The sequence below is a fragment of the Clostridium caldaquaticum genome (assembly GCF_023806125.1).
GTDB classification, from domain to species: Bacteria; Bacillota; Clostridia; order Clostridiales; family Clostridiaceae; genus Clostridium_AT; species Clostridium_AT caldaquaticum.
Map to the genome: position 1 here is coordinate 30,686 of NZ_JAMSKT010000011.1, position 23,312 is coordinate 53,997.

The 23,312-nt window shown below is 30.8% G+C and carries 23 protein-coding genes, 1 riboswitch and 1 other annotated feature; of the genes, 18 read left to right on the top strand and 5 right to left on the bottom strand.

Going from position 1 to position 23,312, the window contains the following annotated elements:
• Positions 1-91: 91 nt before the first annotated feature.
• The 3 genes from M2651_RS08690 (at position 92) to M2651_RS08700 (ending at position 2,324) form a co-directional block, all read left to right on the top strand.
• Positions 92-979 carry a YegS/Rv2252/BmrU family lipid kinase gene (locus tag M2651_RS08690; RefSeq protein ID WP_252131958.1) on the top strand — a complete coding sequence of 296 codons (888 nt, stop codon included), beginning with the start codon at positions 92-94 and terminating at the stop codon, positions 977-979.
• Between the two features lie 462 nt (positions 980-1,441).
• Positions 1,442-1,699, top strand: coding sequence for a hypothetical protein (locus tag M2651_RS08695; RefSeq protein WP_252131959.1), 258 nt, complete (start codon positions 1,442-1,444; stop codon positions 1,697-1,699).
• Positions 1,700-1,736: 37 nt separating this feature from the next.
• The gene (locus M2651_RS08700) at positions 1,737-2,324 is read left to right on the top strand and encodes a metallophosphoesterase family protein (RefSeq protein ID WP_252131960.1); all 588 of its coding nucleotides are present in this window, start codon (positions 1,737-1,739) and stop codon (positions 2,322-2,324) included.
• Positions 2,325-2,362: 38 nt separating this feature from the next.
• On the opposite strand, the gene M2651_RS14445 is transcribed toward M2651_RS08700, so the two are convergent.
• Together M2651_RS14445 and M2651_RS08710 are read right to left on the bottom strand one after the other, a co-directional pair.
• Entirely contained in the window at positions 2,363-4,273 is a 1,911-nt protein-coding gene (locus M2651_RS14445; protein ID WP_252131961.1) for a BMP family ABC transporter substrate-binding protein, read from the bottom strand.
• A 70-nt stretch (positions 4,274-4,343) separates the two neighbouring features.
• The gene (locus M2651_RS08710; RefSeq protein ID WP_252131962.1) at positions 4,344-6,194 is read right to left on the bottom strand and encodes a YgiQ family radical SAM protein; all 1,851 of its coding nucleotides are present in this window, start codon (positions 6,192-6,194) and stop codon (positions 4,344-4,346) included.
• A 140-nt stretch (positions 6,195-6,334) separates the two neighbouring features.
• A riboswitch (M-box (ykoK) riboswitch) is annotated at positions 6,335-6,501 on the top strand.
• A gap of 171 nt (positions 6,502-6,672) precedes the next feature.
• Here M2651_RS08710 and M2651_RS08715 point away from each other — a divergent pair.
• The 11 genes from M2651_RS08715 to M2651_RS08765 all read left to right on the top strand — a co-directional run bounded on the left by M2651_RS08715 (position 6,673) and on the right by M2651_RS08765 (position 17,771).
• Complete coding sequence (locus tag M2651_RS08715) at positions 6,673-7,935, top strand: magnesium transporter (RefSeq protein ID WP_252131963.1); 1,263 nt, start codon at positions 6,673-6,675, stop codon at positions 7,933-7,935.
• Between the two features lie 125 nt (positions 7,936-8,060).
• A complete protein-coding gene (gene sleB, locus M2651_RS08720) occupies positions 8,061-8,792 on the top strand; it encodes a spore cortex-lytic enzyme (RefSeq protein WP_252132029.1) in 732 nt (243 codons plus the stop codon).
• Between the two features lie 75 nt (positions 8,793-8,867).
• Positions 8,868-9,125: a binding site (T-box leader), on the top strand.
• Positions 9,126-9,192: 67 nt separating this feature from the next.
• The gene (cysK, locus tag M2651_RS08725; protein WP_252131964.1) at positions 9,193-10,104 is read left to right on the top strand and encodes a cysteine synthase A; all 912 of its coding nucleotides are present in this window, start codon (positions 9,193-9,195) and stop codon (positions 10,102-10,104) included.
• A gap of 80 nt (positions 10,105-10,184) precedes the next feature.
• Positions 10,185-10,769 carry a serine O-acetyltransferase EpsC gene (gene epsC, locus M2651_RS08730; protein ID WP_252131965.1) on the top strand — a complete coding sequence of 195 codons (585 nt, stop codon included), beginning with the start codon at positions 10,185-10,187 and terminating at the stop codon, positions 10,767-10,769.
• A 26-nt stretch (positions 10,770-10,795) separates the two neighbouring features.
• Positions 10,796-11,776, top strand: a complete 981-nt coding sequence (gene queG / locus M2651_RS08735; RefSeq protein ID WP_252131966.1) for a tRNA epoxyqueuosine(34) reductase QueG — start codon at positions 10,796-10,798, stop codon at positions 11,774-11,776.
• A gap of 37 nt (positions 11,777-11,813) precedes the next feature.
• Complete coding sequence (locus M2651_RS08740; RefSeq protein WP_252131967.1) at positions 11,814-12,515, top strand: lysophospholipid acyltransferase family protein; 702 nt, start codon at positions 11,814-11,816, stop codon at positions 12,513-12,515.
• Positions 12,516-12,633: 118 nt separating this feature from the next.
• A complete protein-coding gene (nth, locus tag M2651_RS08745; protein WP_252131968.1) occupies positions 12,634-13,275 on the top strand; it encodes an endonuclease III in 642 nt (213 codons plus the stop codon).
• A gap of 5 nt (positions 13,276-13,280) precedes the next feature.
• On the top strand, positions 13,281-14,393 hold the full coding sequence (mnmA, locus tag M2651_RS08750) for a tRNA 2-thiouridine(34) synthase MnmA (RefSeq protein WP_252131969.1): 1,113 nt from the start codon (positions 13,281-13,283) through the stop codon (positions 14,391-14,393).
• A 139-nt stretch (positions 14,394-14,532) separates the two neighbouring features.
• Entirely contained in the window at positions 14,533-15,876 is a 1,344-nt protein-coding gene (gene gdhA / locus M2651_RS08755; RefSeq protein WP_252131970.1) for an NADP-specific glutamate dehydrogenase, read from the top strand.
• A gap of 233 nt (positions 15,877-16,109) precedes the next feature.
• Entirely contained in the window at positions 16,110-17,021 is a 912-nt protein-coding gene (locus M2651_RS08760; protein WP_252131971.1) for a ribonuclease Z, read from the top strand.
• Positions 17,022-17,039: 18 nt separating this feature from the next.
• Positions 17,040-17,771, top strand: coding sequence for a class I SAM-dependent methyltransferase (locus tag M2651_RS08765; RefSeq protein WP_252131972.1), 732 nt, complete (start codon positions 17,040-17,042; stop codon positions 17,769-17,771).
• Between the two features lie 90 nt (positions 17,772-17,861).
• On the opposite strand, the gene M2651_RS08770 is transcribed toward M2651_RS08765, so the two are convergent.
• Entirely contained in the window at positions 17,862-18,053 is a 192-nt protein-coding gene (locus M2651_RS08770) for an H-type small acid-soluble spore protein (protein WP_252131973.1), read from the bottom strand.
• Positions 18,054-18,196: 143 nt separating this feature from the next.
• Positions 18,197-18,661: a ferritin-like domain-containing protein gene (locus tag M2651_RS08775; protein ID WP_252131974.1), complete on the bottom strand. Its 465-nt coding sequence runs from the start codon at positions 18,659-18,661 to the stop codon at positions 18,197-18,199.
• 225 nt (positions 18,662-18,886) lie between these two features.
• Here M2651_RS08775 and M2651_RS08780 point away from each other — a divergent pair, with 225 nt between their 5' ends.
• The 3 genes from M2651_RS08780 (at position 18,887) to M2651_RS08790 (ending at position 22,290) form a co-directional block, all read left to right on the top strand.
• On the top strand, positions 18,887-19,807 hold the full coding sequence (locus M2651_RS08780; RefSeq protein WP_252131975.1) for a S66 peptidase family protein: 921 nt from the start codon (positions 18,887-18,889) through the stop codon (positions 19,805-19,807).
• A 143-nt stretch (positions 19,808-19,950) separates the two neighbouring features.
• Positions 19,951-21,705 carry a phosphoenolpyruvate carboxykinase gene (locus tag M2651_RS08785; protein ID WP_252131976.1) on the top strand — a complete coding sequence of 585 codons (1,755 nt, stop codon included), beginning with the start codon at positions 19,951-19,953 and terminating at the stop codon, positions 21,703-21,705.
• A gap of 66 nt (positions 21,706-21,771) precedes the next feature.
• Positions 21,772-22,290 carry a hypothetical protein gene (locus M2651_RS08790; protein WP_252131977.1) on the top strand — a complete coding sequence of 173 codons (519 nt, stop codon included), beginning with the start codon at positions 21,772-21,774 and terminating at the stop codon, positions 22,288-22,290.
• 67 nt (positions 22,291-22,357) lie between these two features.
• On the opposite strand, the gene M2651_RS08795 is transcribed toward M2651_RS08790, so the two are convergent.
• Entirely contained in the window at positions 22,358-22,579 is a 222-nt protein-coding gene (locus tag M2651_RS08795; protein WP_252131978.1) for a DUF378 domain-containing protein, read from the bottom strand.
• Positions 22,580-22,764: 185 nt separating this feature from the next.
• On the opposite strand from M2651_RS08795, the gene M2651_RS08800 reads away from it, so the two are divergent.
• A complete protein-coding gene (locus M2651_RS08800; RefSeq protein WP_252131979.1) occupies positions 22,765-23,292 on the top strand; it encodes a protease complex subunit PrcB family protein in 528 nt (175 codons plus the stop codon).
• Positions 23,293-23,312 lie beyond the last annotated feature (20 nt).

Genomic DNA, 23,312 nt, shown 5'->3' on the forward strand with positions numbered 1-23,312 from the left:
AAATCCACAAGATATTAATAAAATTTCTTGTGGATTTTATTCATAGAGCATATAATTAAATATAAGATTTTAGTATCGGTGGTGAAATAAAATGAAAAAAGTTAAGTTCATATATAATCCTTATTCTGGTGAAAACACTATAATTATGGACATTGATAAAGTAATTGCAGTACATCAAAAGTATGGATATTTGGTTGTACCTTTTAGAATAAGCTTCGAGTATGATATTTCAGAGGCTTTTCAAGATATTGATAATACATATAGTTATATTTTAATAGCAGGGGGAGATGGAACAGTAGATAACGTGGTTAACCATATGAAAAATTTAAACATAGATCTTCCAATTTCTGTTCTTCCTGTTGGAACTGCTAATGACTTTTCTAAATTTTTAGGAATACCTCAAGAGGTAGATAGAGCCTGTAAACAAATTCTAAACAGCGAAGTAAAAAGTGTAGATATAGGAAAGATTAATGACAAGTATTTCGTAAATGTGGCTAGTACTGGATTATTTACAGATATATCTCAAAAGACAAGTGTTGCATTAAAAAATACGATGGGTAAGCTGGCTTATTATGTTAAAGGACTTGAAGCTCTCCCTAATTTTAAAAAGCTTAAAGTTAAGGTTTTATCTAAGGAAGCAAATTTTGATGGGGATATGTATCTGCTTCTTGTGTTTAATGGTCGAACCGCAGGTAATTTAAAGTTTGCTTATAAAGCGGAATTAGATGATGGATATTTAGATGTTATAATAATAAAAGCAGGAACAATTGTTGAAATGAGTGCGCTTTTTATAAAAATGCTTAAAGGAGAACATCTTGAGGATACACATAATCTTTTATATTTTAAGACGGATAAACTCTATGTAGAATGTCATGAAGATATTGTAACAGACATAGATGGTGAAAGGGGACCGGATTTTCCGCTTACAATTGAATGTATTAAAGGAGGACTTAAGGTTTTAGGTTTAAAGAATAAATAAAATATTAGTAATTAGAATAAAAAAAATATTTAAATAATAAATATAAGTAGTAACAATTTATGTGGAGAAGGTATGATTATATATTGTATTTATTTATTATTGTTATTACTTATGTTTATGCTTATTTACAGTATAATAAGCGAAAATTTAAAATATCCTTTTATTAAGGTAAGAACGTTCAGCTTATTAGTACTTATGATTGGAAGTTTAAGGTATATAGCTTTACTGATATTTTTAATATCAAAAAATATAAAATACTTATATTTTTTAAAACCTTTAGTTTTCTTGAATATATTAGTTTTGCCCATGTTAGCCTTGATTTCAATATACATATTTGTGAGAAATGATAAAATTAAGTATAATTATTGTTTAATAGTGTGCGGACTATTGTTATCTTTTTATATTTTGATAATAGTCAAAAATTCAGCTAGTATTAAATCTATAGGAAGTTTAGGATATTTAATGACTTTTACAAATGAAAGTTTGATATATGGAATATATATTATATTTAATACTATATTTTTATTAATATCTATATTGTTTTTAGGTATGAAGAATGTTAATAAACAAGGTTTATGTATGGTATTGTTTTCAAGCTTGCTGCAAATTTGTGAAATAATTTTAAAGTTTATGGGTTTTTTTATACTTCCAGCATTTATTTTAGGTGATTTGTTCTGGATTTTAACTATAGGCTATGCTTTACTTAAACTAAAAAAATAAAAGATTTTATATACAAATGAAAAGGCAGGAATTTATTGTGAAAATACTATTAGTTTCTGATGAAGAAACTTCATTTATATGGGATTATTTTGATCCGTCGAAATTTAAAGATATAGACTTAATTATATCCTGTGGAGATTTGAAAGCTGATTATCTTTCATTTTTGGTTACTATGATAAAAGCACCTTTATTTTATGTACCTGGTAATCATGATACGAACTATATGATTAATCCTCCAGAGGGATGCAGCTGTATAGATGGAAAGCTTGTAAGCTATAAAGGCCTGAGAATACTAGGACTTGGAGGGACACACAAGTACAGTTTAGGTAAGTACCAATATACAGAAAAACAAATGAGAAAAAGAATAAGCAAACTAAAACCTAAGATATGGCTTAACAAAGGTTTTGATATTTTAGTTTCTCATGCTCCAAGTTATAGTATAGGGGATGAAAAGAGTTTTTGTCATAGAGGCTTCAAATGTTTTGAGGAATTAATGGACAAATATTCCCCGAAATATTTTTTTCATGGACATGTGCATTTAAGTTATGGATTAAAACCTAGAATTAATGTATACAAAAGTACAAAAATAATAAACGCTTTTCAATATTACATAGTAGAAGTTTAAACGCTGAAGTGTATTTAATTTCACTACAGCGTTTTTGTTTATTCTATATTTTCAGTTTCTACATTATCTACAAACCAATCCATAGATAAAATCTGTTCATAGGAGGCACTTTCATCTCTTTCTATTTTTAAGTTTCCGGCTCTATCGTAAATAGGTCCAGTAAAGGGATGATATGAATTATTTATAATCATTTTTTTCATAAGATCAACCAGTTTCTGAGTTTCATTTGGTACAGCGTCCTTGGAATAGAATATATCTACAACTTTAGTATCAATGCCCCACCAAAAGTTTATAAGCTTAGAAGTTCCACCGAATATATCTGTAATTGTCTTAAAAGTATCGTTTAAAATATTTTTTACTATTTTTTCATAGAATATGCCCCAATTCCATATTGGAGTAGCAAGATATTTATCAGGTATTCCTTTTTCCATGTTTATGCTGCAAAGCATAGAATATACTCCAAAATCAGTAGAAACAGGATGAGGAACCTCCAAGGTACGATTACATATTATATCGGCTCCAAGTTTTATAAGCTTGTTTCCTGCATCACTAAACTTTACTCTGCTGTTCCACTCTTTTGTCCAGGCAACTTTTATAACTGCATAGGGATTTACCATTTTAGCACCAAGAGCAAAGGCATTAATTGAACTTATCACCTCAGGAGTGGGGCTTGTAGCTACATAGCCTATGATATTGTTTTTTGTCATAGCTCCGCCTATAATACCAGTCAAAAAACGAGGTTCATAGGTTCTTCCATAGTAGTTGCTGACGTGCTTATAAGGATGCGCTTCAGAACAGTTGAAAAATTTAATCTGTGGAAACTCTAAAGCACACTTTAATGTAGAATTTAGATAAATAGGGCTTGTTGTGAATATAATATCATTTTCTTCTTTGGCTAATTTTTTAAATACTTTATATGCATCAGTATTTTCTGGTACATTTTCTACAAAGGAAGTACTTATTTGTTCACCTAAGGTTTTTTCTAAGTGAAGCCTCCCTAATTCATGAGCATATGTCCATCCAGAATTTTTAATGGTTCTTGCATAGGCAAAAGCAATTTTAAGTTTTCTCTTCGGTATTACGAAAGAAGTAATTGTATTTATTACTTTATTTTGGTTAAATTCTTCAGGAGCAGTAGATAAACTGAAATTTTCATATTCAGATAGGGACTCAAGCTCTTTTATAAACTCAGTCATTCTATGACTTAGCTGTTCTTCATCTATTTCTTTCGGCATTCCATAAATATTAGCGTATTCAAGGAAAGCATCTCCGGTTGTTATGGAAAGTCTGTTACCAACAGCTGAAGAATATATTTTTGAAAAGGTATTATATATATATATTTCAAAATATCTGTATTTGTCATAGAACATGGAGGATTCATAATTAAATTCATCTAAAAGATTTAGTAGTTTGTCAAAATTTCCTTCCTTAGAAAACCAAATGGAATATATACCAGTTTTTTTATTGAATTTAAGAAATTCATAATAAAGTCTGATGTCTTTATCTTCCTCATTATACTTAGGTATGAGCCTTGTAACTTTAGCACTTATTGAGTAAGCATCAAAAAATTTAAGAACACTAACTCGCTTATTTCCTTCAATAACGTAAAACCAATTAAGATATTCGAAAACTTTGATTGGATCTCTTATACCTTCATTAATGTGAGCTATGCAAAGGGAAGACCATTTATCTCTAAATTCCATATCTAATAAAGGCATAAAGTTTTTAGAGAAGGAAAGGCTTCTAAGGTGAGTATAAGTACCGATAATTTTTTTTAGGGGAATTTCAATAAGCCCTAAATCTACCTGAGATACTATCTCAGTATCTTTAAGTATCCCTTCAAGAGAAGGGAGATAACCTATCTCCCCTTTTGAAACACATTTATTGTATTCTTTTATGGCAAGTTTTCTGGCATTATTAAAATATTCGTTTCCAGCTGCATTCACCACTTTTCACCTCAATGATCTAAATACTTGGTATTTATATTTACAATTATAACAAATTTTAATAAATGTTACATTATTTTCTGAATGTCTTATTTACCTTTTTTTTAGGCGGGGTAGGAGGTATAAGACACTTTTTATCAATGCCAATAAGGTCTTTTCTGTTTGCTTTTATTAAAGCTTCTTTCACAATATTATAATTTTCGGGAAGGTTAAACTGCAGCAGTGCCCTTTGCATATTTTTTTCCTTTTGAGTTTTTGGAACATATATGTTTTCACCTGTAAAAGGATTTATTCCTGTATAATAAATAGTTGTTGAAAGGCTTCCAGGGGTGGGATAAAAATCCTGAACCTGTTCTGGAGTATAGCCCATTTCTTTTATATATAAGGCCAGTTCTATTGCTGCATTCAAATCGCTGCCAGGATGACTGGACATTAGATATGGTACTAAATATTGTTTTTTATTCAGCTTTTTATTGATGCTGTTATATTTGTTAACAAATTTTTCGTAAACATCCCTTGTGGGTTTTCTCATTTGAAACAGCACCTTCTTGTTTATGTGCTCTGGTGCAACCTTTAGCTGACCGCTTATGTGATGCTTGCATAGTTCTATAAAAAATTCCTCGTTTTTATCGTAAATTAAATAGTCATATCTTATTCCTGAACGAATAAATACTTTCTTAACTCCAGGGAGCTTTCTCATTTTTCTAAGCAATTCTAAATACTCATTATGGTCAACGATAAGGTTTTTGCAGGGTGATGGGTGCAGACATTGTTTGGTTTTACATACACCATTTTTTTCTTGTATCTTACAGGCTTTATGTCTGAAGTTTGCAGTTGGTCCACCTACATCGTGTATATAACCTTTAAAATCCTTATCTTTTGTTAAAAGTTCTGCTTCTTGCAAAATGGACGTCTGGCTTCTGTTTTGTATAGTTCTGCCTTGATGAAAAGTAAGAGCACAGAAGGCACAGCTTCCAAAGCAGCCTCTATGGCTGGTTATAGAAAATTTAACTTCATTAATGGCAGGAATTCCTCCATCAGCTTCATAGATTGGATGATAGGTTCTAGCATAAGGAAGGTTATATATTCTATCCATTTCTTCCTGAGATAAGCTGAGTGCTGGAGGATTTTGTACTATATATCTGTCTCCATGTTTTTGCACTAAGGTTTTACCTCTTATGGTATCCTGCTCATAAGATTCTAATTTAAAGCTTTCAGCATAAGCTTTTTTATCTGTTGATACCTCTTCGAAAGATGGAATATTTATAAAAGATTTAAGTGAGTCTATATTTTTAGAAACATAAACTGTACCTCTTATATTTGTCATCTTGCTTACAGGCATTCCATATTTCAATAGGTTAGCAATTTCAATTATAGTTTTTTCTCCCATTCCATAAACTATAAGATCCGCTTTGGAATCAATAAGTATGCTTCTTCTAACCTTATCATCCCAATAATCATAGTGAGCAAATCTTCTTAAGCTCGCCTCAATGCCTCCTAAAATAATAGGTACATCTTTATAAGCTTCCCTTGCTCTGTTGGCATAAACAATTACCGCTCTATCTGGTCTAAAGCCTGATTTACCTCCTGGGGAATAAAGATCATCGCTTCTTCTTTTTTTTGCAGCAGTATAGTGATTTACCATAGAATCAATGTTTCCAGAATTAATTAAAAAACCAAGTTTAGGTTTACCAAGTCTTCTAAAGTCTTCTACATTATTCCAGTTTGGTTGAGCTATAATTCCAACTGTAAATCCCTCATCTTCAAGAATTCTAGAAATAACTGCAGTTCCAAAGGAAGGATGGTCTACATAAGCATCGCCGCTTATAAATACAAAATCAAGCTGCTCTATGTTTCTTTTTTCCATATCTTTTTTAGAGATAGGAAGAAATTTATTATTTATATTCTGAGATTGTTTTTTCATTAAGTTTGCTCCTTTTTAAGATAGTAGATTAAAATCTATTATATATTAACACAATTAGAGAAGGAAGGTAGTATAATAAATATTTATATTTAATATAGTTGCATTTTAAAGATTTTATAATATAATTATAGTGTAAAGAAAATATACTTTGTTAGGTGAGGCTCCTATATAGACATACGCTACTGCCGTGAAACATCGAGAGATGCCAATACGGTCAACAGGTACTACCGAATTAAGGTTTTATCTAATGTAGCTGGACATAAGTCATACGCTGTATAGTGCTAAAACTCAACGAAAGCTGTTGTTGAATTTTAGGAGCCTTTTTTAGGCTCTTTTAATTTTAAATTTTTCAGGTGGTGAGATGAATGGAAGGTGCCCCTCGATATGAGAGGACAAATTTTATGAGAAAACTTAATATACGCAGAGGCATGCTTCTTAATTTATCTTAAGCATTCCTCTGCAAGAAGGAGGAATGTATATGAAAAAGTTAAACAGTTTCTTTCTAAGCAGCATACTTTATAAAAAAGTATACGATGAGTATGGAGATTTTTTAGGAAAGCTTTGGGATATATATGTAACAACTGAGGATAGTTATCCTAAGGCTATAGGTTACAAGATTAAAAAAGATGGAGAGATGTTTAATTATGAGTTTAGAAATATAGATTTCTATGAAGAAAATAGCAAGGTTTCAATTAAGGTTAAAGATGCTAAAGAAATAATACCAAGAAGTTTTTCTTATCTTTTATCTAAACATCTTTTAGATAAGCAGATTGTAGATATAAACGGCAAAAAGCTTGTGCGGGTTAATGATTTAAGGATGGGAGAGATAGCTGGGGAGCTTAGAGTGCTTGCAGTTGATACAGGAGTACTTGCTTTAGGTAGAAGAACACATATGGAAAAGCTAGTGAAGGGTTTCTGTACTATAATGAAAAAAGAGGTTTCAGATAGTCTTATAATGTGGGACAATGTAGAATCTCTTGAAATGGTAAATAATAATTTAATGCTCTCAGTTCCATATCAAAAACTATCAAAGCTTCATCCAGCAGACTTGGCAGATATTTTAGAAGAAATGGATGATGATTATAGAGCTAAGGTTTTTGAAAGCCTTGATGAAAATCTTGCAGCAGATACATTAGAAGAAATAGAGCCTGAAATTCAAAAAGATTTGCTTGAGAGCATAAGCGAATCGAAGGCTGCAGAAGTATTTGACAGTATGCCTAATGATGAGATTGCAGATATTCTTGATGAAGTAGATGAAGAAACTGCTGAAAAAATACTTATGAGTATGGAAAAGGAAGATGCTGAAGAAATTAGAGAACTAATGCAGTATGAGGATGAAACAGTAGGAAGTATAATGAATAAAGACTTTATAGCTTTTAATGTAAATATAACTACTCAGGAAACTATAGAGCTTTTAAGAGAACTTAAGCCTGATAATGAGGTAGCCTATTATATATATATTGTAGATGAAGATGAAAAGCTTCAAGGTATAGTTTCTCTTAGAGATTTGGTAGTTTCTTCTCCAGACAGCAAGCTTAGAGATATTATGGATACAAATGTTATAAAGATAAGAGATAACGAGAAAATAGAGGAATCAATAGAGCTTGCAGTTAAATATGATCTTCTTTCACTTCCTGTTGTAGACGAGGAAGATAGGCTTTGCGGAATTGTAATTCTTAGCGATATTATTGATGAAGTGCTTCTTCCAACTTGGAGAAGAAAAACAAAAAAGGTTAGTTAAAAATAAATATAGAGATCCTGATGGCATTTGCTGTCAGGGTTTCTTTATTTTTTGTGTGTATTATTTTTTATTATAAGTACAAACTAAATTTGTATACATTAAAAAATATAGGAGGGAGAAATGTGATAAAAAGGTTATTTAACCTGAAAAGAGTAGCTTTATACTTGTGCGTTATTATGACTACATATGTAATTAGTTCTGTTTATTTGTCACCTTTAAATAATACAGTTGGAGCTGTAGCATACAGGTGGGGCTCTAAAGGGGTTATAGTTACTGAAATTCAAAGAAGATTAAAAGCATGGGGATACTATAACGGAGGTTTAGATGGAGTATACGGGTACAGGACATATCTAGCTGTAAGAAGCTTTCAAGCAAAAAATGGATTGAAAGTTGATGGAATAGCAGGAGATAGAACGCTTAATGCTCTTGGTATAAATGCAGGACAATGGAATACAGGAGGCAATACAGCTGGGAATACAACTACAGCAAAGGTCAGCAATAGCAATGAAAAAGATGTTCAGCTTTTAGCAAGATGTATTAATGGAGAAGCAAGAGGTGAACCTTATGAGGGTCAAGTTGCTGTTGGGGCTGTAATAATAAATAGAACTAGAGATCCCAGGTTTCCAAATACAATTGCCGGAGTAATATATCAGCCAGGTGCTTTTACAGCTATTGTAGATGGACAGATACATGCACAAATGTATCCAAGTTCCATAAAAGCAGCAAGAGATGCTTTAAACGGATGGGATCCTTCTGGAGGAGCAGTTTTTTACTATAATCCAGCTAAAACAACAAATAAATGGATTTGGTCTAGACCTGTTATAAAGGTTATAGGAAAGCATAAATTTTGCAAATAAAATATTTTTAAAATATAGTTGACAAATCCTATCAAAATCATATAATATTAATATATAAATCATAGTAAATTGCTCGGAAATACTATGAAGAAGGAAAGTAGCATATATGACACATACAGAGAGGATACCCATAGCTGAGAGGGTTTCTATGAAGTAGTTTATGTGAAGTGCCCTTCGGAGTTGTGAACTGAAATATAGGTGTTTGCAGCATTTATAAAGTAGGAATCATCGGGTTCACCCGTTATAGTGATAAAGCATAAGATTGTGCTTGATTAAGGTGGGATTATTATATCCAATTAGAGTGGAACCGCGGAGTTATACTTCGTCTCTTATTTGTTATAAGAGGCGGAGTTTTTATTTTAATATAAAGTAAAATATTATTTTCAAGGAGGAAAAAAGAATGATATTTAATAATGCGTTAGAAATGATAGGAAATACACCGCTTTTTAAGCTTAACAACATTGTAAAGGAAGATATGGCTGAGGTTTACGTAAAACTTGAAAAGTATAATCCAGGAGGAAGTATAAAGGATAGAGCAGCTCTTGGTATGATAGAAAGAGCTGAGGAATTAGGTCTTATAAAAAAAGGAGACACAATAGTTGAGCCAACTAGCGGAAACACTGGAATTGCCTTGGCTATGATTGGAAAATTAAAAGGTTACAGAGTTATAATAGTAATGCCTGAAACAATGAGCGTAGAAAGAAGAAATATGATAAAAGCATACGGAGCTGAGCTAGTACTTACCGAAGGGGCTAAAGGAATGAAGGGTGCTATAGCTAAAGCACAGGAAATAGCTGAAAAAGAAAAAGGTTTTTATATACCACAGCAGTTTATGAATGAAGCTAACCCTAATAAGCATTACGCTACAACAGCTGAGGAAATAATTAAAGATATAAGTGATTTAGATATGTTTGTTGCAGGAGTAGGTACAGGTGGTACTATATCAGGTGTTGGAAAGAGATTAAAGGAACTTAAGAAGGATATACAAGTTGTTGCTGTAGAGCCGGAAAAATCACCAGTTATATCAGGAGGACAGCCTGGACCACACAAAATTCAAGGAATTGGAGCTGGCTTTATACCAGATATATATGATAAAGATGTAGTTGATAGAGTGCTTACAGCTAGCGAAGAAGAAGCTTTTGAAGCTGCAAGATTGGTAGCAAAGAAAGAAGGAATATTAATAGGTATATCTTCAGGTGCTAATGTTTCCATAGCGCTTAAACTTGCTAAAGAACTTGGAAAGGGCAAGAAAATAGTAACTGTGGCTCCAGATGGAGGAGAGAAGTATTTATCAATGGGGTTATTTGAATAACCAGTTAAAGGAAGAATGAAGAATTTTGAGCTTCGTTCTTCTATCAGTATTAAAATATTTTAAGAATAGGGGGTTATCATATGTTTCAGAATTTAAAACAAGATTTAGAGAATATACTAGAGAATGATCCGGCAGCAAAGAGTAAATTGGAAGTTTTTCTTCTTTATCCTTCTGTACATGCGCTTATAATTTACAGAGTGGCACATGCATTTTATAAGAAAAAATTGTTTCTTGCAGCAAGAATTATATCTCAGTTTGGCAGATTTATTACAGGAATTGAGATACATCCAGGTGCAAAAATAGGAAAAAAATTATTTATAGATCACGGAATGGGTGTGGTTATAGGTGAAACTGCAGAAATTGGCGATAATGTAACTATTTACCACGGTGTTACCCTAGGGGGAACTGGCAAAGATAAAGGGAAAAGACATCCCACTATAGGTGATAATGTAGTTATAGGAGCAGGTGCTAAGGTTTTAGGTCCAATTTATATAGGCAGCGGAACTAAAATCGGGGCTAATGCAGTAGTTCTTAAGGACGTACCTTGCAATTCAACAGCTGTAGGTATACCTGCTAAAATAATATCACCAAAGCCTAATACTATAATAGAAATAAGTGACTATAAGGGTAGAAAACAGAAAATATACAACGAAATGGTCATATGATCTAATTATATAAGGGATTGAACAATATGAATTATAAAAGTAAACTTGTAAGTTTTTGTAATGAACTAGGATTAGATATAATAGGTTTTTGCAGCTGCAGAATTTTTTATGAACTAAAAACTTTTTTTGAAAACAGAAAAATAAATGGATTGGAAAATGAATTTGAGGAAAAAGATATAGATAAAAGAATTAATCCTTTGCTTTTAATGAGGGATGGAAAAACAATTATTTCTATAGCTTTTCCATATGCTTATGATTTAAGCCAAAGCGGTAATGTTTATTTTTCAAAATATACTTGGGGAAAAGATTATCATCTGGTGGTTTCCTATTATCTTAAGAAAATATGTGATTTTATAAATACTTTAGGAGGAAAAGCTATATATTTTGTGGATAGTAATGAATTACCGGAAAGATATATAGCTTATTTATGTGGTATAGGTTTCATAGGAAAAAATAATATGATTATTACAGAAAAATATGGTTCTTATGTTTTTTTAGGTGAAATAATTACAGATTTATTTATAGAACCAGATGAACCTGTTATGGAAAAATGCGGGAAATGTACCTTATGTTTAAAAACCTGTCCAACAAAGGCTATAAATAAAGGGGAAAGTTGTCCTAATGTATGTCTTTCATATATAACTCAAAAAAAGCATATTGAAGATAGCTGGCTTAAAAAGCTGGATGGAAGATTGTTTGGCTGTGATAGTTGTCAAAATATATGCCCCTATAATAAAGAGGCTGAACTTTCTCAAATAAAGGAATTTGAACCTTATGAATTTATGAAAAATGTAAGTTTAGATGAACTTTTGAATATAGATAATAAAATATTTAAAGAAAAATATGCAAACACCTCCTGTGGATGGCGGGGGAAAAATATACTTCAGAGAAATGCATTGATTTATAAAGCGTTAAAAACTGAAAATATGAATATAGATATTAAATCCATTAAGTCACCTTATGTAGAGGATTATTACCATAGACTTTTGAAGGCTTTGCAATTATAATATATTTAGATTAATTTAAGAAAGGTGGAGACATAAGGTGATTTCTCATAAAGTTGCAAAGCTTTTAGATTACCTTCCAGAGAGGCTTGTAACCTTTTTTTGCAGAAAGGTTGTAGACTATATAATAAAAAAATATGTTAGTTTAGATATCAAAGGTGAAGAAAATCTGCAGGGCATAAAAAAACCAGTTATATTTATTTGCAATCACTTAAGTAATTCAGATGCTCTTATACTTGATAAGGTATTAAAAGAACAGGATGTAACTTATGTAGCTGGAATTAAATTAAGCCAAAATGCAACTACTAATTTAGGCGTGAGGCTTGTAAAAACAACAACTGTAAAACCTAACTCTGCGGATAAGGAAGGACTTACTAAACTCATAAACCTTATAAAAGATGGCAATAATGTTTTGATTTTTCCAGAGGGAACAAGAAGTAGAACAGGCAGCATGATAGAGGCTAAAAAAGGTCTTCTTTTAATTGCACGGATTACTGGTGCGCCAATTATACCAATTGGAATATGGGGAACAGAAAAGTTTTTGCCAATAAATAACAGCGGCAATATGGATTCAGAAAGTTTTAATTATGCTGATATAGGAGTAAGAATAGGTAAGCAGATGGAATTGCCTAAAAAAAATCAGGGAGAAGATAAGCTTTCTTACGAAGAAAGAGCTTTAACTACTATTATGAAAGCTATAGCAGTGCTTATTCCTGAAGAATATAGAGGAGTATATAAATAATAAAAATACAGCCTTTTGGCTGTATTTTTATTATATTGTTTTAAAGTATATGGTAAAATAAAAATATTGGCTGTAATAGATAGTTTATTAAATATTGATAGAGGTGAAGCAGAGATAGATGATAAAAAACTATTCAAATGAAATATTAGATATACTTGAAAAAAGATATCCAGAGGCTGAATGCGAGCTTATTCATAAAAACTCCTTTGAGCTTCTTATATCCACAGTACTTAGTGCTCAGACTACTGATAAAAAAGTTAATCAGGTTACTGAGAGGCTTTATGCTAAATATAAAACTCCACAAGATTTTGCTGTTTTAAATCAAGAGGAACTTGAAAAAGAAATAAAAGAAATAGGTTTATATAAAAATAAAGCTAAAAATATAATAGCACTTTGCAAAATGCTCATTAGTGAGTATAATAGTGAAGTTCCGGCAACTAAAGAAGAACTAATTAAGCTACCGGGAGTAGGAAGAAAAACTGCTAATGTAGTAGTGAGCAATGCTTTTGGTGTTCCTGCCATTGCTGTTGATACTCATGTGTTTAGAGTAGCAAATAGAATAGGATTAGCAAACAGTGAGGATGTTACTAGAACAGAAGAACAGTTAATGGAAGTTATACCAGTTAAGCGTTGGAGTAAGGCTCATCATCTTCTTATTTTTCATGGAAGAAGAACATGTACTGCAAGAAAGCCTAAATGTGAAGAATGTCCAGTAGCTGCTTATTGTAATTACTATAAAGAAATTAGAAAGGATTGTTGATATATATGAAAAAGGAACCAAAGGATATTACAGTTGTAATTGGAATGTCGGGAGGTGTAGACTCATCAGTTGCTGCACTGCTTCTTAAAGAGCAGGGATACAATGTTATAGGAATTTTTATGAAGAATTGGGATGAAAAAGATGAGAATGGGGTATGTACTGCAACTGATGATTATGAAGATGTAAGAAGAGTATGTGATCAAATAGGAATAAGATATTATACTGTAAACTTTGTAAAACAATATTGGGATAGAGTATTTACTTATTTTTTAGAGGAATATAAAAAAGGAAGAACTCCTAATCCTGATGTTATGTGCAATAAAGAAATAAAATTCAAGGCTTTTTTAGATTACGCATTAAAAATAGGGGCAGATTATATTGCTACTGGTCACTATGCTCAAGTAGATTATACAGATGGAGAATATAAACTTTTAAGAGCAGCTGATTCAAATAAAGATCAAACTTATTTTTTGTGTCAGCTAGGACAATATCAGCTGTCTAAAACTCTTTTTCCAGTTGGACATTTGAAAAAAACTGAGCTTAGGGAAATTGCAGCTAAACATGGACTTAAAACAGCTAATAAAAAAGACAGCACAGGTATTTGTTTTATTGGAGAAAGAAATTTCCGTAACTTTTTAAGTAATTATTTGCCATCACAGCCAGGTGAAATAAGAACTCTTCAGGGCAAAGTAGTAGGAAAACATGATGGTCTTATGTATTATACTTTTGGTCAAAGAAAAGGTCTTGGTATTGGAGGTATAGGTACAGGTGAGCCATGGTTTGTAGTAGATAAAGATTTAAAGAAAAATATTTTATATGTAGTTCAAGGTGAAAATCATCCGGCACTTTTCTCGTATGGTTTAGAAGCTTCTGATTTAAATTGGGTAAGTAATAATAAACCTGAGGGTACTTTCAGGTGTACTGCAAAGTTTAGATACAGGCAGCCAGATCAGGGGGTAACAGTTAATGTAAAGGAAGATAATAGATGTATTGTAGTTTTTGATGAACCTCAAAGAGCTGTAACTCCAGGCCAGGCAGTGGTATTTTATCAGGGAGAAATTTGTCTAGGTGGAGGAACAATAGATTTAATATACAAAAAAAAGAAAGACTTTAAATAAAAATAAAATAAAGTTATATGCAGAAATAATATAAGTTGACAGCATATAACTTTTATTTTTTTATAAATAATATTGCAAAATTGGTAAATCAATGCAATAATAATATTGTTAATTTGCATATTAAAAAGGGGTGGCTATTTTGACAGGAAAAGAATATGTTGAAAAAGTTTTGGCTGAGGTGAAAAAAAATAATCCTGAGCAGACTGAATTTCTCCAGGCAGTAAAAGAGGTTTTAGAAACTTTAGTGCCTGTATTTGACAAAAATCCAAAGTACATGGAGGAAGGTATACTTGAGCGTATTATTGAACCAGAAAGACAAATAATGTTTAGAGTACCTTGGGTTGATGATAATGGAAACGTTCAAGTAAACAGGGGATTTAGAGTACAGTTTAACAGTGCTATAGGTCCTTACAAAGGAGGCCTTAGATTCCATCCTACAGTTAATCTTAGTATTATAAAATTCCTTGGATTTGAGCAGATATTCAAAAATTCTTTAACAGGTCTTCCAATAGGAGGAGGTAAAGGAGGTTCAAATTTCGATCCAAAAGGCAAGTCAGATAGAGAAATCATGAGATTTTGCCAAAGCTTTATGACTGAGCTTTATAAACATATTGGTCAAGATACGGATGTTCCTGCAGGAGATATAGGAGTAGGCGGAAGAGAAATTGGCTATATGTACGGTCAGTACAAGAGAATAAAAGGTTTATACGAAGGAGTTTTAACTGGTAAAGGTCTTAATTATGGCGGAAGCCTTGTTAGAACCGAAGCTACTGGTTATGGTTTAGTTTATTTTGTAGAAGAAATGATTAAGAGCAAAAATTTAAAAATGGAAGGTATGAAGGTTTCTGTTTCAGGTTCTGGTAATGTAGCTATTTATGCAATAGAAAAGCTTCAGCAGCTTGGAGCACTTGTGCTTACTTGCAGCGATTCTAATGGCTATGTTTATGATAAAAATGGAATAAACTTAGCAACTGTTAAGAAAATTAAAGAAGTTGAAAGAGGCAGAATAAGCGAATATGTTAAGTATCATCCAACTGCAGAATATCATGAAAATTGTTCTGAAGTTTGGACTGTACCTTGTGACATAGCTCTTCCTTGTGCAACACAAAATGAAATTGATGAAGAATCAGCTCTTACGTTAGTTAAGAATGGAGTAAAAGCAGTAGGGGAAGGAGCTAACATGCCTTCGACTCTTGAAGCTATTAATGTGTTTTTAAATAATGGTGTGCTTTTTGCTCCAGCTAAGGCAAGCAATGCAGGCGGAGTAGCAGTTTCCGCACTTGAAATGTCACAAAACAGTATGAGGTTATCTTGGACTTTCGAAGAAGTTGATAAAAAATTAAAAGATATAATGGTTAATATACATACACAAAGTGCTAAAACAGCAGAAGAATACGGCTTTAAAGGTAATCTTCTTGCAGGTGCAAATATAGCAGGCTTTTTAAAAGTTGCTGATGCTATGATAGCACAAGGAATAGTATAAAATTATAAAAACAGGAGTAAATGCTATAAATAGCTTTTTATTACTAAATTAAAGCTTTATAATTTGAAGTCTATTTGGAAAGTAGTCGTATTTTTGAAAATGATTACTTTCTAGATGGACTTTTTAATTTAAAGTAATTTATAACAAAACATTTATAATAATTTTATATTTTATGGTTATAATTATATAGGAATAATTGCCATAGATATATTCCAGTAATGAGGTAGAATAAAATGTTAAATATTGCACTGCTCGGCTGCGGGGGAAGTATGCCTATACCTGACAGATATCTTACTTCTATGCTTGCGTCTTATAATGGTAAAATGATTTTAATAGATTGTGGTGAGGGCACCCAGGTCTCATTGAAACTTTTAAAATGGGGCTTTAAATATATCGATATTATATGTTTTACTCACTATCATGCAGATCATGTTGTAGGTTTTTCTGGATTGCTGCTTACTATTGCTAATTCTGGAAGAGAAGAGCCTTTAACAGTTATTGGACCTCCCGGTCTTAAGGAAGTGGTAGAGGGGCTAACTGTAATTGCTCAGAATTTGCCCTATGAATTAAAGCTTATGGAGATAAGCGATAAAGAAATAAACAGTTTTAAATTTCAGGGTTTTACAATTAATACACTGCCTGTAGAGCATACACTGCCATGTTTAGCTTATTCAATAGAAGTTGAGAGAATAAGAAAGTTTGATAGAATAAAAGCAGAAAGTGAAAATATACCTATTAAATTTTGGAATAGGCTTAGAAATGGAGAAACGATTAATTATAACGGCAGGGTTTTAACTAAGGATTTAGTACTAGGTGAAGCTAGAAAAGGAATAAAGGTAAGTTACTGTACTGATTCAAGACCAGTAGAGCAGCTTATAGATTTTATAAAAGAAGCAGACCTTTTTATTTGTGAAGGAATGTATGGTGATGATAAATATTTGCCTAAGGCTGTACTTTATAAACATATGCTTTTTTCAGAAGGAGCAAACTTAGCAAAAAAGGGAAAAGTTAAAGAGTTGTGGCTTACTCATTATAGCCCTTCTTTAATAAATCCTTATGAATACATAGATAAAACTAGAGAAATCTTTAAAGAGACTATTTTAGGAGAAGACAGAATGACTAAAGTATTAAATTTTTGTGATTAGAGAGTAAAGGAGAAAATTATGAAATTTTATAAGGAATTAAGCAAAGTGTATGATATTGTTTTTCCTAAGGATGATAAAACCTTTAAGTTTTTGTGTAAGGATTTAAAAGGAAATTCAAAGGTATTAGATTTAGCCTGCGGTACTGGAAATTATTCTGTAGCCTTGGCATTGAGAGGTCATAGAGTTGATGCTATAGATTTAGGTGTAGAGATGATAGAATTGGCTAAGTCCAAGGGAGGACTTTATGCAAATTTTGTTGTTGGAGATATGACTAAGTTTAAAGAACATTTTCCAATGGAGAGGTATGATTTGGCCTTTTGTATAGGAAATTCTGTTGTTCATTTAAAAAGTAAAGAAAAGATTGAAGAATTTATAAAAAACATTTATGAAGCATTGAATGATGAAGGTATTTTAGTAGTGCAAATTGTAAACTATGATAGAATTATCAAATATGATGTGAAATCACTTCCAACAATTGATAGACCAGAAAAAGGGGTTAAATTTGTAAGAAATTATAATTATAAGGAAGATGAAGAAAAAGTAGAATTTCAGACTGAGCTTATAATTTCTAAAAATGATATAGAAGATAGATTTGAAAACTCTGTGGATTTAATAGCGCTAAAAAAGGATGAATTATTATCTATGTTTGAAAAATCAGGCTTTAAGGATATAGAGGTTTACGGTGACTTTGGTGAAGAAGAATTTAATGAGACTTCTTTTTCATTAGTTATGAGAGGTTTTAAGAGATAGCATAAAGTAAAAAGAAGGAATTCTTAAAGAAAACCTTCTTTTTATTGTTTTACAAGTTCTATCTAATTTTTTAACTTCAATCAGAAAAAACTACATTTTAGAACCAGTATCTGTTAAACTGGATATAGGCACTGTCTCTGTCTGATTTGTTCCTAAAACGGTGATGACAGCAGTTCCGTTAGACTTATCTATGCTCTCTATCCATACAGGCTTATTTGCATATAATACTGTAATATTTTCGTCTGTTGAATTAAATATTTCTAGTGCTCTATCAATTACCATACTATTCCTCCTAAAAATGAATTATATCTTAAATTTGAGTTCTCATAAAATAGTATTTATATATATATAAGATAATATGCACAAATCATTAATAAAAAAACGAACCATATAAGATAGGTTCGTTTTAGTTTTATAATTTGAAATTACTTATTAATAATTGAGAATACGTACACAAATCTTGTAGCATGTTCCTGTTCGTCAGTTATTATTTCAAAAAGCATATCTCTAAGATTCATATTTGGAAGCATAGATTGTATTTTTCTATAAAGTTCTACGGCTTCTAATTCTCCATTTATGCTTGTTTCAACAGCATCTATTAATTTATCGTAGCTTTCAACTTCAGGAGCGGGTACGTCAATAGTTTTTCCAGTTAACATATAATAGATTTGCTGAAACATTTTATAATGTTTACCTTCATCTATATAAGCAAATTCTATTTGTTTTCTTATTTTTTCCTCATTAGCCATTTCCATCATATTTTTATATTTTATTCTATCATGTCTTTCATCTTTCATAGCTTCTTTTATCAAATCAAGTACGTTTTCTCTTTTGGAAAGTTCTTCTCTGTACATGTAATCGTAGTACTCAGGGTTGAATCTGTAATACATTTAAATCCTCCTCATAGTATTTATAATAAAAAAGTATTCTTGTATATATTATGTTAGAGCAATCTGTTTTGATATAAGTATTTAAAATATTTGCTAATAAAAATATATATATTAACTAGTTTATTGGATAAATATAAATAGTTTATTATAAAGTATATAGACATAGAATAAAAATAGAAGAATATTTTTTATAAAAATTATTGTTAATATTAGGGGGATGATTATGTGATAGGAAAAAGATTATTTAAAGGTGATACTATTGGTATAGTTGCTCCAGCTGGAATAGAAAGCATTGAAAAAATAAGCATAGGAATTGAGAGATTAAAAAAGTTAGGGTTCAAGGTAAAAGAAGGAAAAAATATATATAAAAAGTGGGGGTTCTTTGCAGGAGAAGATAAAGAGAGAGCACAGGATATAATGGATATGTTTGAAGATGATAAAGTAGATATGATACTTTGCGTAAGAGGTGGTTATGGCTCTATGAGGATTCTTCCTTATTTAAATTTCAACAAAATAAGAAGGAATCCTAAAATTTTTATGGGATATAGCGATATAACTGTACTTTTAAACCTATTTTGTAAAAAAGAAGGTCTTATTACTTTTCATGGACCAATGCTAACTAGCGATTTAGATAATGAATATACTTTAAAGAGTTTTTTATTTACAGTTACAAAAGGATTTGAACCTTATATCATAGAAAATCCTGCTGAAAATCCAATGATAAGTGTTTCTAATAAAAATGCAGAGGGTAGAATTGTAGGGGGGAATTTAACTTTAATATGCAGTACTTTAGGTACACCCTATGAAATAGATACTAAAGATAAAATACTGTTTATTGAAGATGTGGGAGAAGCACCGTATAGAATAGATAGAATGTTAACTCAGCTTTTTTTAGCTGGGAAGCTTCAGCAGTGTTCAGGTTTTATTTTAGGTCAGTTTACTGACTGTAAAGGAGAGCAAAAAGAAGATAGCTTTAGTTTACAGCAGGTTATAGAAAACAGAGTAATAAGTTTGAATAAACCGGTTTTAATGAATTTCATGTGCGGACATGACAATCCTAAATATACTTTGCCAGTTGGAGCAAAAGCCAAGTTGAATTGCAAAAACAGCTCAATCGAAATACTTCAGCCTGTTGTTGCAAGATAAAATTGCTATAAATTTAAAATTATTGTGAAAATGAATGATTTCTAGTATGAAAAATTCAAAATATGTGTTAAAGTATAATTTGTAGTGATTATTTTGAAGTTTTTACATTTATAAATTTTCATAATGGAGGGTTGCATGATAATATGAAAAAAGAATTTTCTTTAAGCAATGATAAGGTAATGATAAATTTTACAGTTAAGTACTGTGAAACTATGGAAAAGCTCATCGACAGCAACGGATTTAAAAGAGTAGTACGTGCATATTTAGATAGAATTAAAATGAGACGTACAAACAGATTTAGATTTATAGAAGAAAGTTTAGGAAGCAAGGAAAATGAACTGTATTCAGCAGATATTATAAGGCTTCTCAAGCTTTTAACTATAGAAAGAGCAGAAGAAGTTATTGAGATTAACTCAAAGTATGAGAAAATACTTAAAAATAGAGAAGAATTTTTAGATTTAATTGAAGATTTGTATGGTTTTTGGAGAAAGCTTGAAAGATATACTGTAGTACACAGTAATAAGGTTAATGATGGGGAAGGATACGAAAGTGTAAGTTTTATAGATGCTAATGCAAATTTCTCTAAGCTTATATTAAATACATACAGAAGAATAGCAGAACATGTTATAGGTTATAAGCCTGCAGTATATAGGCAGCTTCCAGCTGGAGGAAATGCAGCTTTAATAGTTAATAATAATAAATGGGATCTTCCAGAAGATTATTTAATACTTAAGAATATTCCTTTTATAACATCTATACTTCTTAATCCTCCTTTTATTTCTTATCCTAAAAAAAATACAAGAAGTGGGTTCTTTAAGGAAACCTTTGAAAACCCATTAAAAAATTGCAATATAAACAAGGATCATTTTTTCTGTTATCCAGCAAAGGTTGGAAATTTTCTTGCTTATATATATTTTCATAGGGACTTTATGTCTCATGGAGTTACATTATGCAATCTTTTTGAAATGGCTAGAGAAGAAGAGTGTGAGGGAGTTAAACCAGATATAGTGTATGTATTTGGTGCAAGAGATGGTAGCGAAGAAGTAAAAACATTATTTTACGATGATGATAAAAATGGAATAATGCTTGGCTATGTAAACTATGGTGATGCTATTGATTATTTCGGTTACATGAAAAAGATGATTTTGACACTTCATAATCTTCTTATGATTAAAAAAGGATATCTTCCTATTCATGGCGCTATGGTAAATATGGTTATGAAAAATGGAAAATCTGCTAATGTAATAATAATGGGAGACAGTGGTGCAGGTAAATCTGAGAGCCTTGAAGCTTTTAGAGGTTTAAGTGAGGATTATATAAGCGATATGACTATTGTATTTGACGATATGGGTGCAATTAAACTTAATGAAAATGGAAAGCCACTGGCTTATGGAACAGAAATTGGAGCATTTGTACGTTTAGATGACTTGGATCAAGGTTATGCTTTTAAGGAAATAGATAGAAGTATATTTATGAATCCTGATAAAATTAATGCAAGACTTGTTATGCCTGTAGCAACTTATAAAGAAATTATAAAAGGTTATCCTGTAGATTTATTTCTCTATGCAAATAATTATGAAGATGTAAAGGAAGGAGAATCTGAAATAGAATACTTTAGTAGCCCTGAAGAAGCTATTAAGGTGTTTAGAGCTGGTGCTAGAATGGCAAAGGGTACTACTTCCGAAAAAGGATTGGTTGAATCCTATTTTGCTAATCCGTTTGGATCACATCAGAGACAAGAACAAACAGATGTGCTTTTGACTAAATACTTTAATAATATGTTTAATACTGGAGTAAAGGTGGGACAAATAAAGACATGCTTAGGAATTGCAGGAAAAGAGAAAGAAGGTCCGAAGAATGCAGCTATAAGGCTTTTTGAAATTATTAAATCTTTATAAAATAGTTCTTTTGTATATTTTTACTTTATAAATATTAATATGAACAATTTTTAGGAGTGGACTTGCTTGCAAAAGTCTATCTACAAGTTCGGGAAAATTTATATTAATAGTGTATTAGGTTGGATAACAGTTATATATTTAGTTATAATACTATTGTTTTGTCTAATTTGGTTTCTGCCTGGAAGTGATAAAGGAAATTATAAGGCATATAAAGTTTATGAAAGCAAAATTGACAAAAGATTTGAAGAAATAAAGAACAATGTAGATAGTAGTATTAATAAATACTATTCAAATGAGATAAGTAAAAAAAAATTAATAATTAATCTTTATAAATATGCTAACGAATTGGAAAAACTTTATGATTCTTTTAATTGGAAAAAAGGTGATGAAGTTACAAAAGAACTGTTTATTATTAAAAAACAAATTATAATAGAATATATTCAATTATATAAAGATAAGGCTACAGCCTTAGAAAAAGGTATTATGTCAAATGAAATAAAACAAACTGAATATATAAATCTTTTAGTAAAGCAGTATAATTTAAAGGATATATTTCAAAAAGAACGATACAATTTATCTTTTTAGAAATAAAGCTGCGGATAAATAAAATCTGCAGCTTTATTTTAAGTGTAAAAATTTTAATGCAGAATAACTATCTAACAGCGTCATCAGTTTGGTTTTCATATCGGTCTCTTCCTAAGAAGGATAAGGAGTATAAACCAGCAATGCCAACTAGAACGTATATAATTTTTGATAATGTTGACATTTCGCCAAAAAGAGCTGATACTAGATTGAAATCAAAAAATCCTATTAAGCCCCAATTTACTGCACCAATTATAACCAGTATAAGCGACAATGTATCTAAGAATCTCATACTTACATCTCCTTTTTATTAATTTATACGAATATAGTATTTACATATTTATTAAAATTATTAACAAAAACTTTGCCTTTGGTATATAATTTAAGTAAATGAGAATATTTATACATGTATTAATAATTTTTACATGTTATGGATAAAATAATATATATATGGAAAAATTTAAAAGGGGATTTTTTATGAAACAGATAAATAGATTTTTTATTTTAATATTTTTTGTTATATTTTTATTTGGCTGCAGTACTAAAGATAATAAAGACAATAGTTATAAAAGCTCAATTGATAATAGTTCCGTTTCTGCTAAAGATAGCATTAAAGACAAAACTATTACAGTAAATAAAATTAATTTTGAAGAAATAAAGGATGAAAATAAACTTCCGCAAAATATGAGATATTCTATTAATGTTTTAAAAGCTAATAAGGGATATATATTATATGATGAGAACGGATATTATTATATAACTATTTTTTCAGGAAAGAAAAATACAGGCGGATATAGTGTACGAATCCTATCTGTTGAGGAAAATAAGGGAAAAATAAACATATTAGTAGAGGAAAAGTCTCCTCAGCCAGGCAGTATAGTTAGTCAAGCAGTAACTTATCCTTATACTACAATAAAGATTATAAATACTATTGGGGATTTTACAATAACAAATACTATCGGCGAAAGCTATGAAAAGGTTATGGAAGGAGAAGAAACGTATTAAAGAATCTCATTGTTGAGAGA

Excerpts from the sequence above, each read along its gene's own strand:
- M2651_RS08800 (WP_252131979.1), top strand. The coding sequence starts at position 22,765 with ATGAAACAGATAAATAGATTTTTTATTTTAATATTTTTTGTTATATTT.
- cysK (WP_252131964.1), top strand. The coding sequence starts at position 9,193 with ATGATATTTAATAATGCGTTAGAAATGATAGGAAATACACCGCTTTTT.
- M2651_RS08770 (WP_252131973.1), bottom strand. The coding sequence starts at position 18,053 with ATGGTAATTGATAGAGCACTAGAAATATTTAATTCAACAGACGAAAAT.
- M2651_RS08765 (WP_252131972.1), top strand. The coding sequence starts at position 17,040 with ATGAAATTTTATAAGGAATTAAGCAAAGTGTATGATATTGTTTTTCCT.
- M2651_RS08795 (WP_252131978.1), bottom strand. The coding sequence starts at position 22,579 with ATGAGATTCTTAGATACATTGTCGCTTATACTGGTTATAATTGGTGCA.
- M2651_RS08775 (WP_252131974.1), bottom strand. The coding sequence starts at position 18,661 with ATGTATTACAGATTCAACCCTGAGTACTACGATTACATGTACAGAGAA.
- epsC (WP_252131965.1), top strand. The coding sequence starts at position 10,185 with ATGTTTCAGAATTTAAAACAAGATTTAGAGAATATACTAGAGAATGAT.
- nth (WP_252131968.1), top strand. The coding sequence starts at position 12,634 with ATGATAAAAAACTATTCAAATGAAATATTAGATATACTTGAAAAAAGA.
- M2651_RS08695 (WP_252131959.1), top strand. The coding sequence starts at position 1,442 with ATGACTTTTACAAATGAAAGTTTGATATATGGAATATATATTATATTT.
- M2651_RS08760 (WP_252131971.1), top strand. The coding sequence starts at position 16,110 with ATGTTAAATATTGCACTGCTCGGCTGCGGGGGAAGTATGCCTATACCT.
- queG (WP_252131966.1), top strand. The coding sequence starts at position 10,796 with ATGAATTATAAAAGTAAACTTGTAAGTTTTTGTAATGAACTAGGATTA.
- mnmA (WP_252131969.1), top strand. The coding sequence starts at position 13,281 with ATGAAAAAGGAACCAAAGGATATTACAGTTGTAATTGGAATGTCGGGA.
- M2651_RS08710 (WP_252131962.1), bottom strand. The coding sequence starts at position 6,194 with ATGAAAAAACAATCTCAGAATATAAATAATAAATTTCTTCCTATCTCT.
- M2651_RS08715 (WP_252131963.1), top strand. The coding sequence starts at position 6,673 with ATGAAAAAGTTAAACAGTTTCTTTCTAAGCAGCATACTTTATAAAAAA.
- M2651_RS08690 (WP_252131958.1), top strand. The coding sequence starts at position 92 with ATGAAAAAAGTTAAGTTCATATATAATCCTTATTCTGGTGAAAACACT.
- M2651_RS08785 (WP_252131976.1), top strand. The coding sequence starts at position 19,951 with ATGAAAAAAGAATTTTCTTTAAGCAATGATAAGGTAATGATAAATTTT.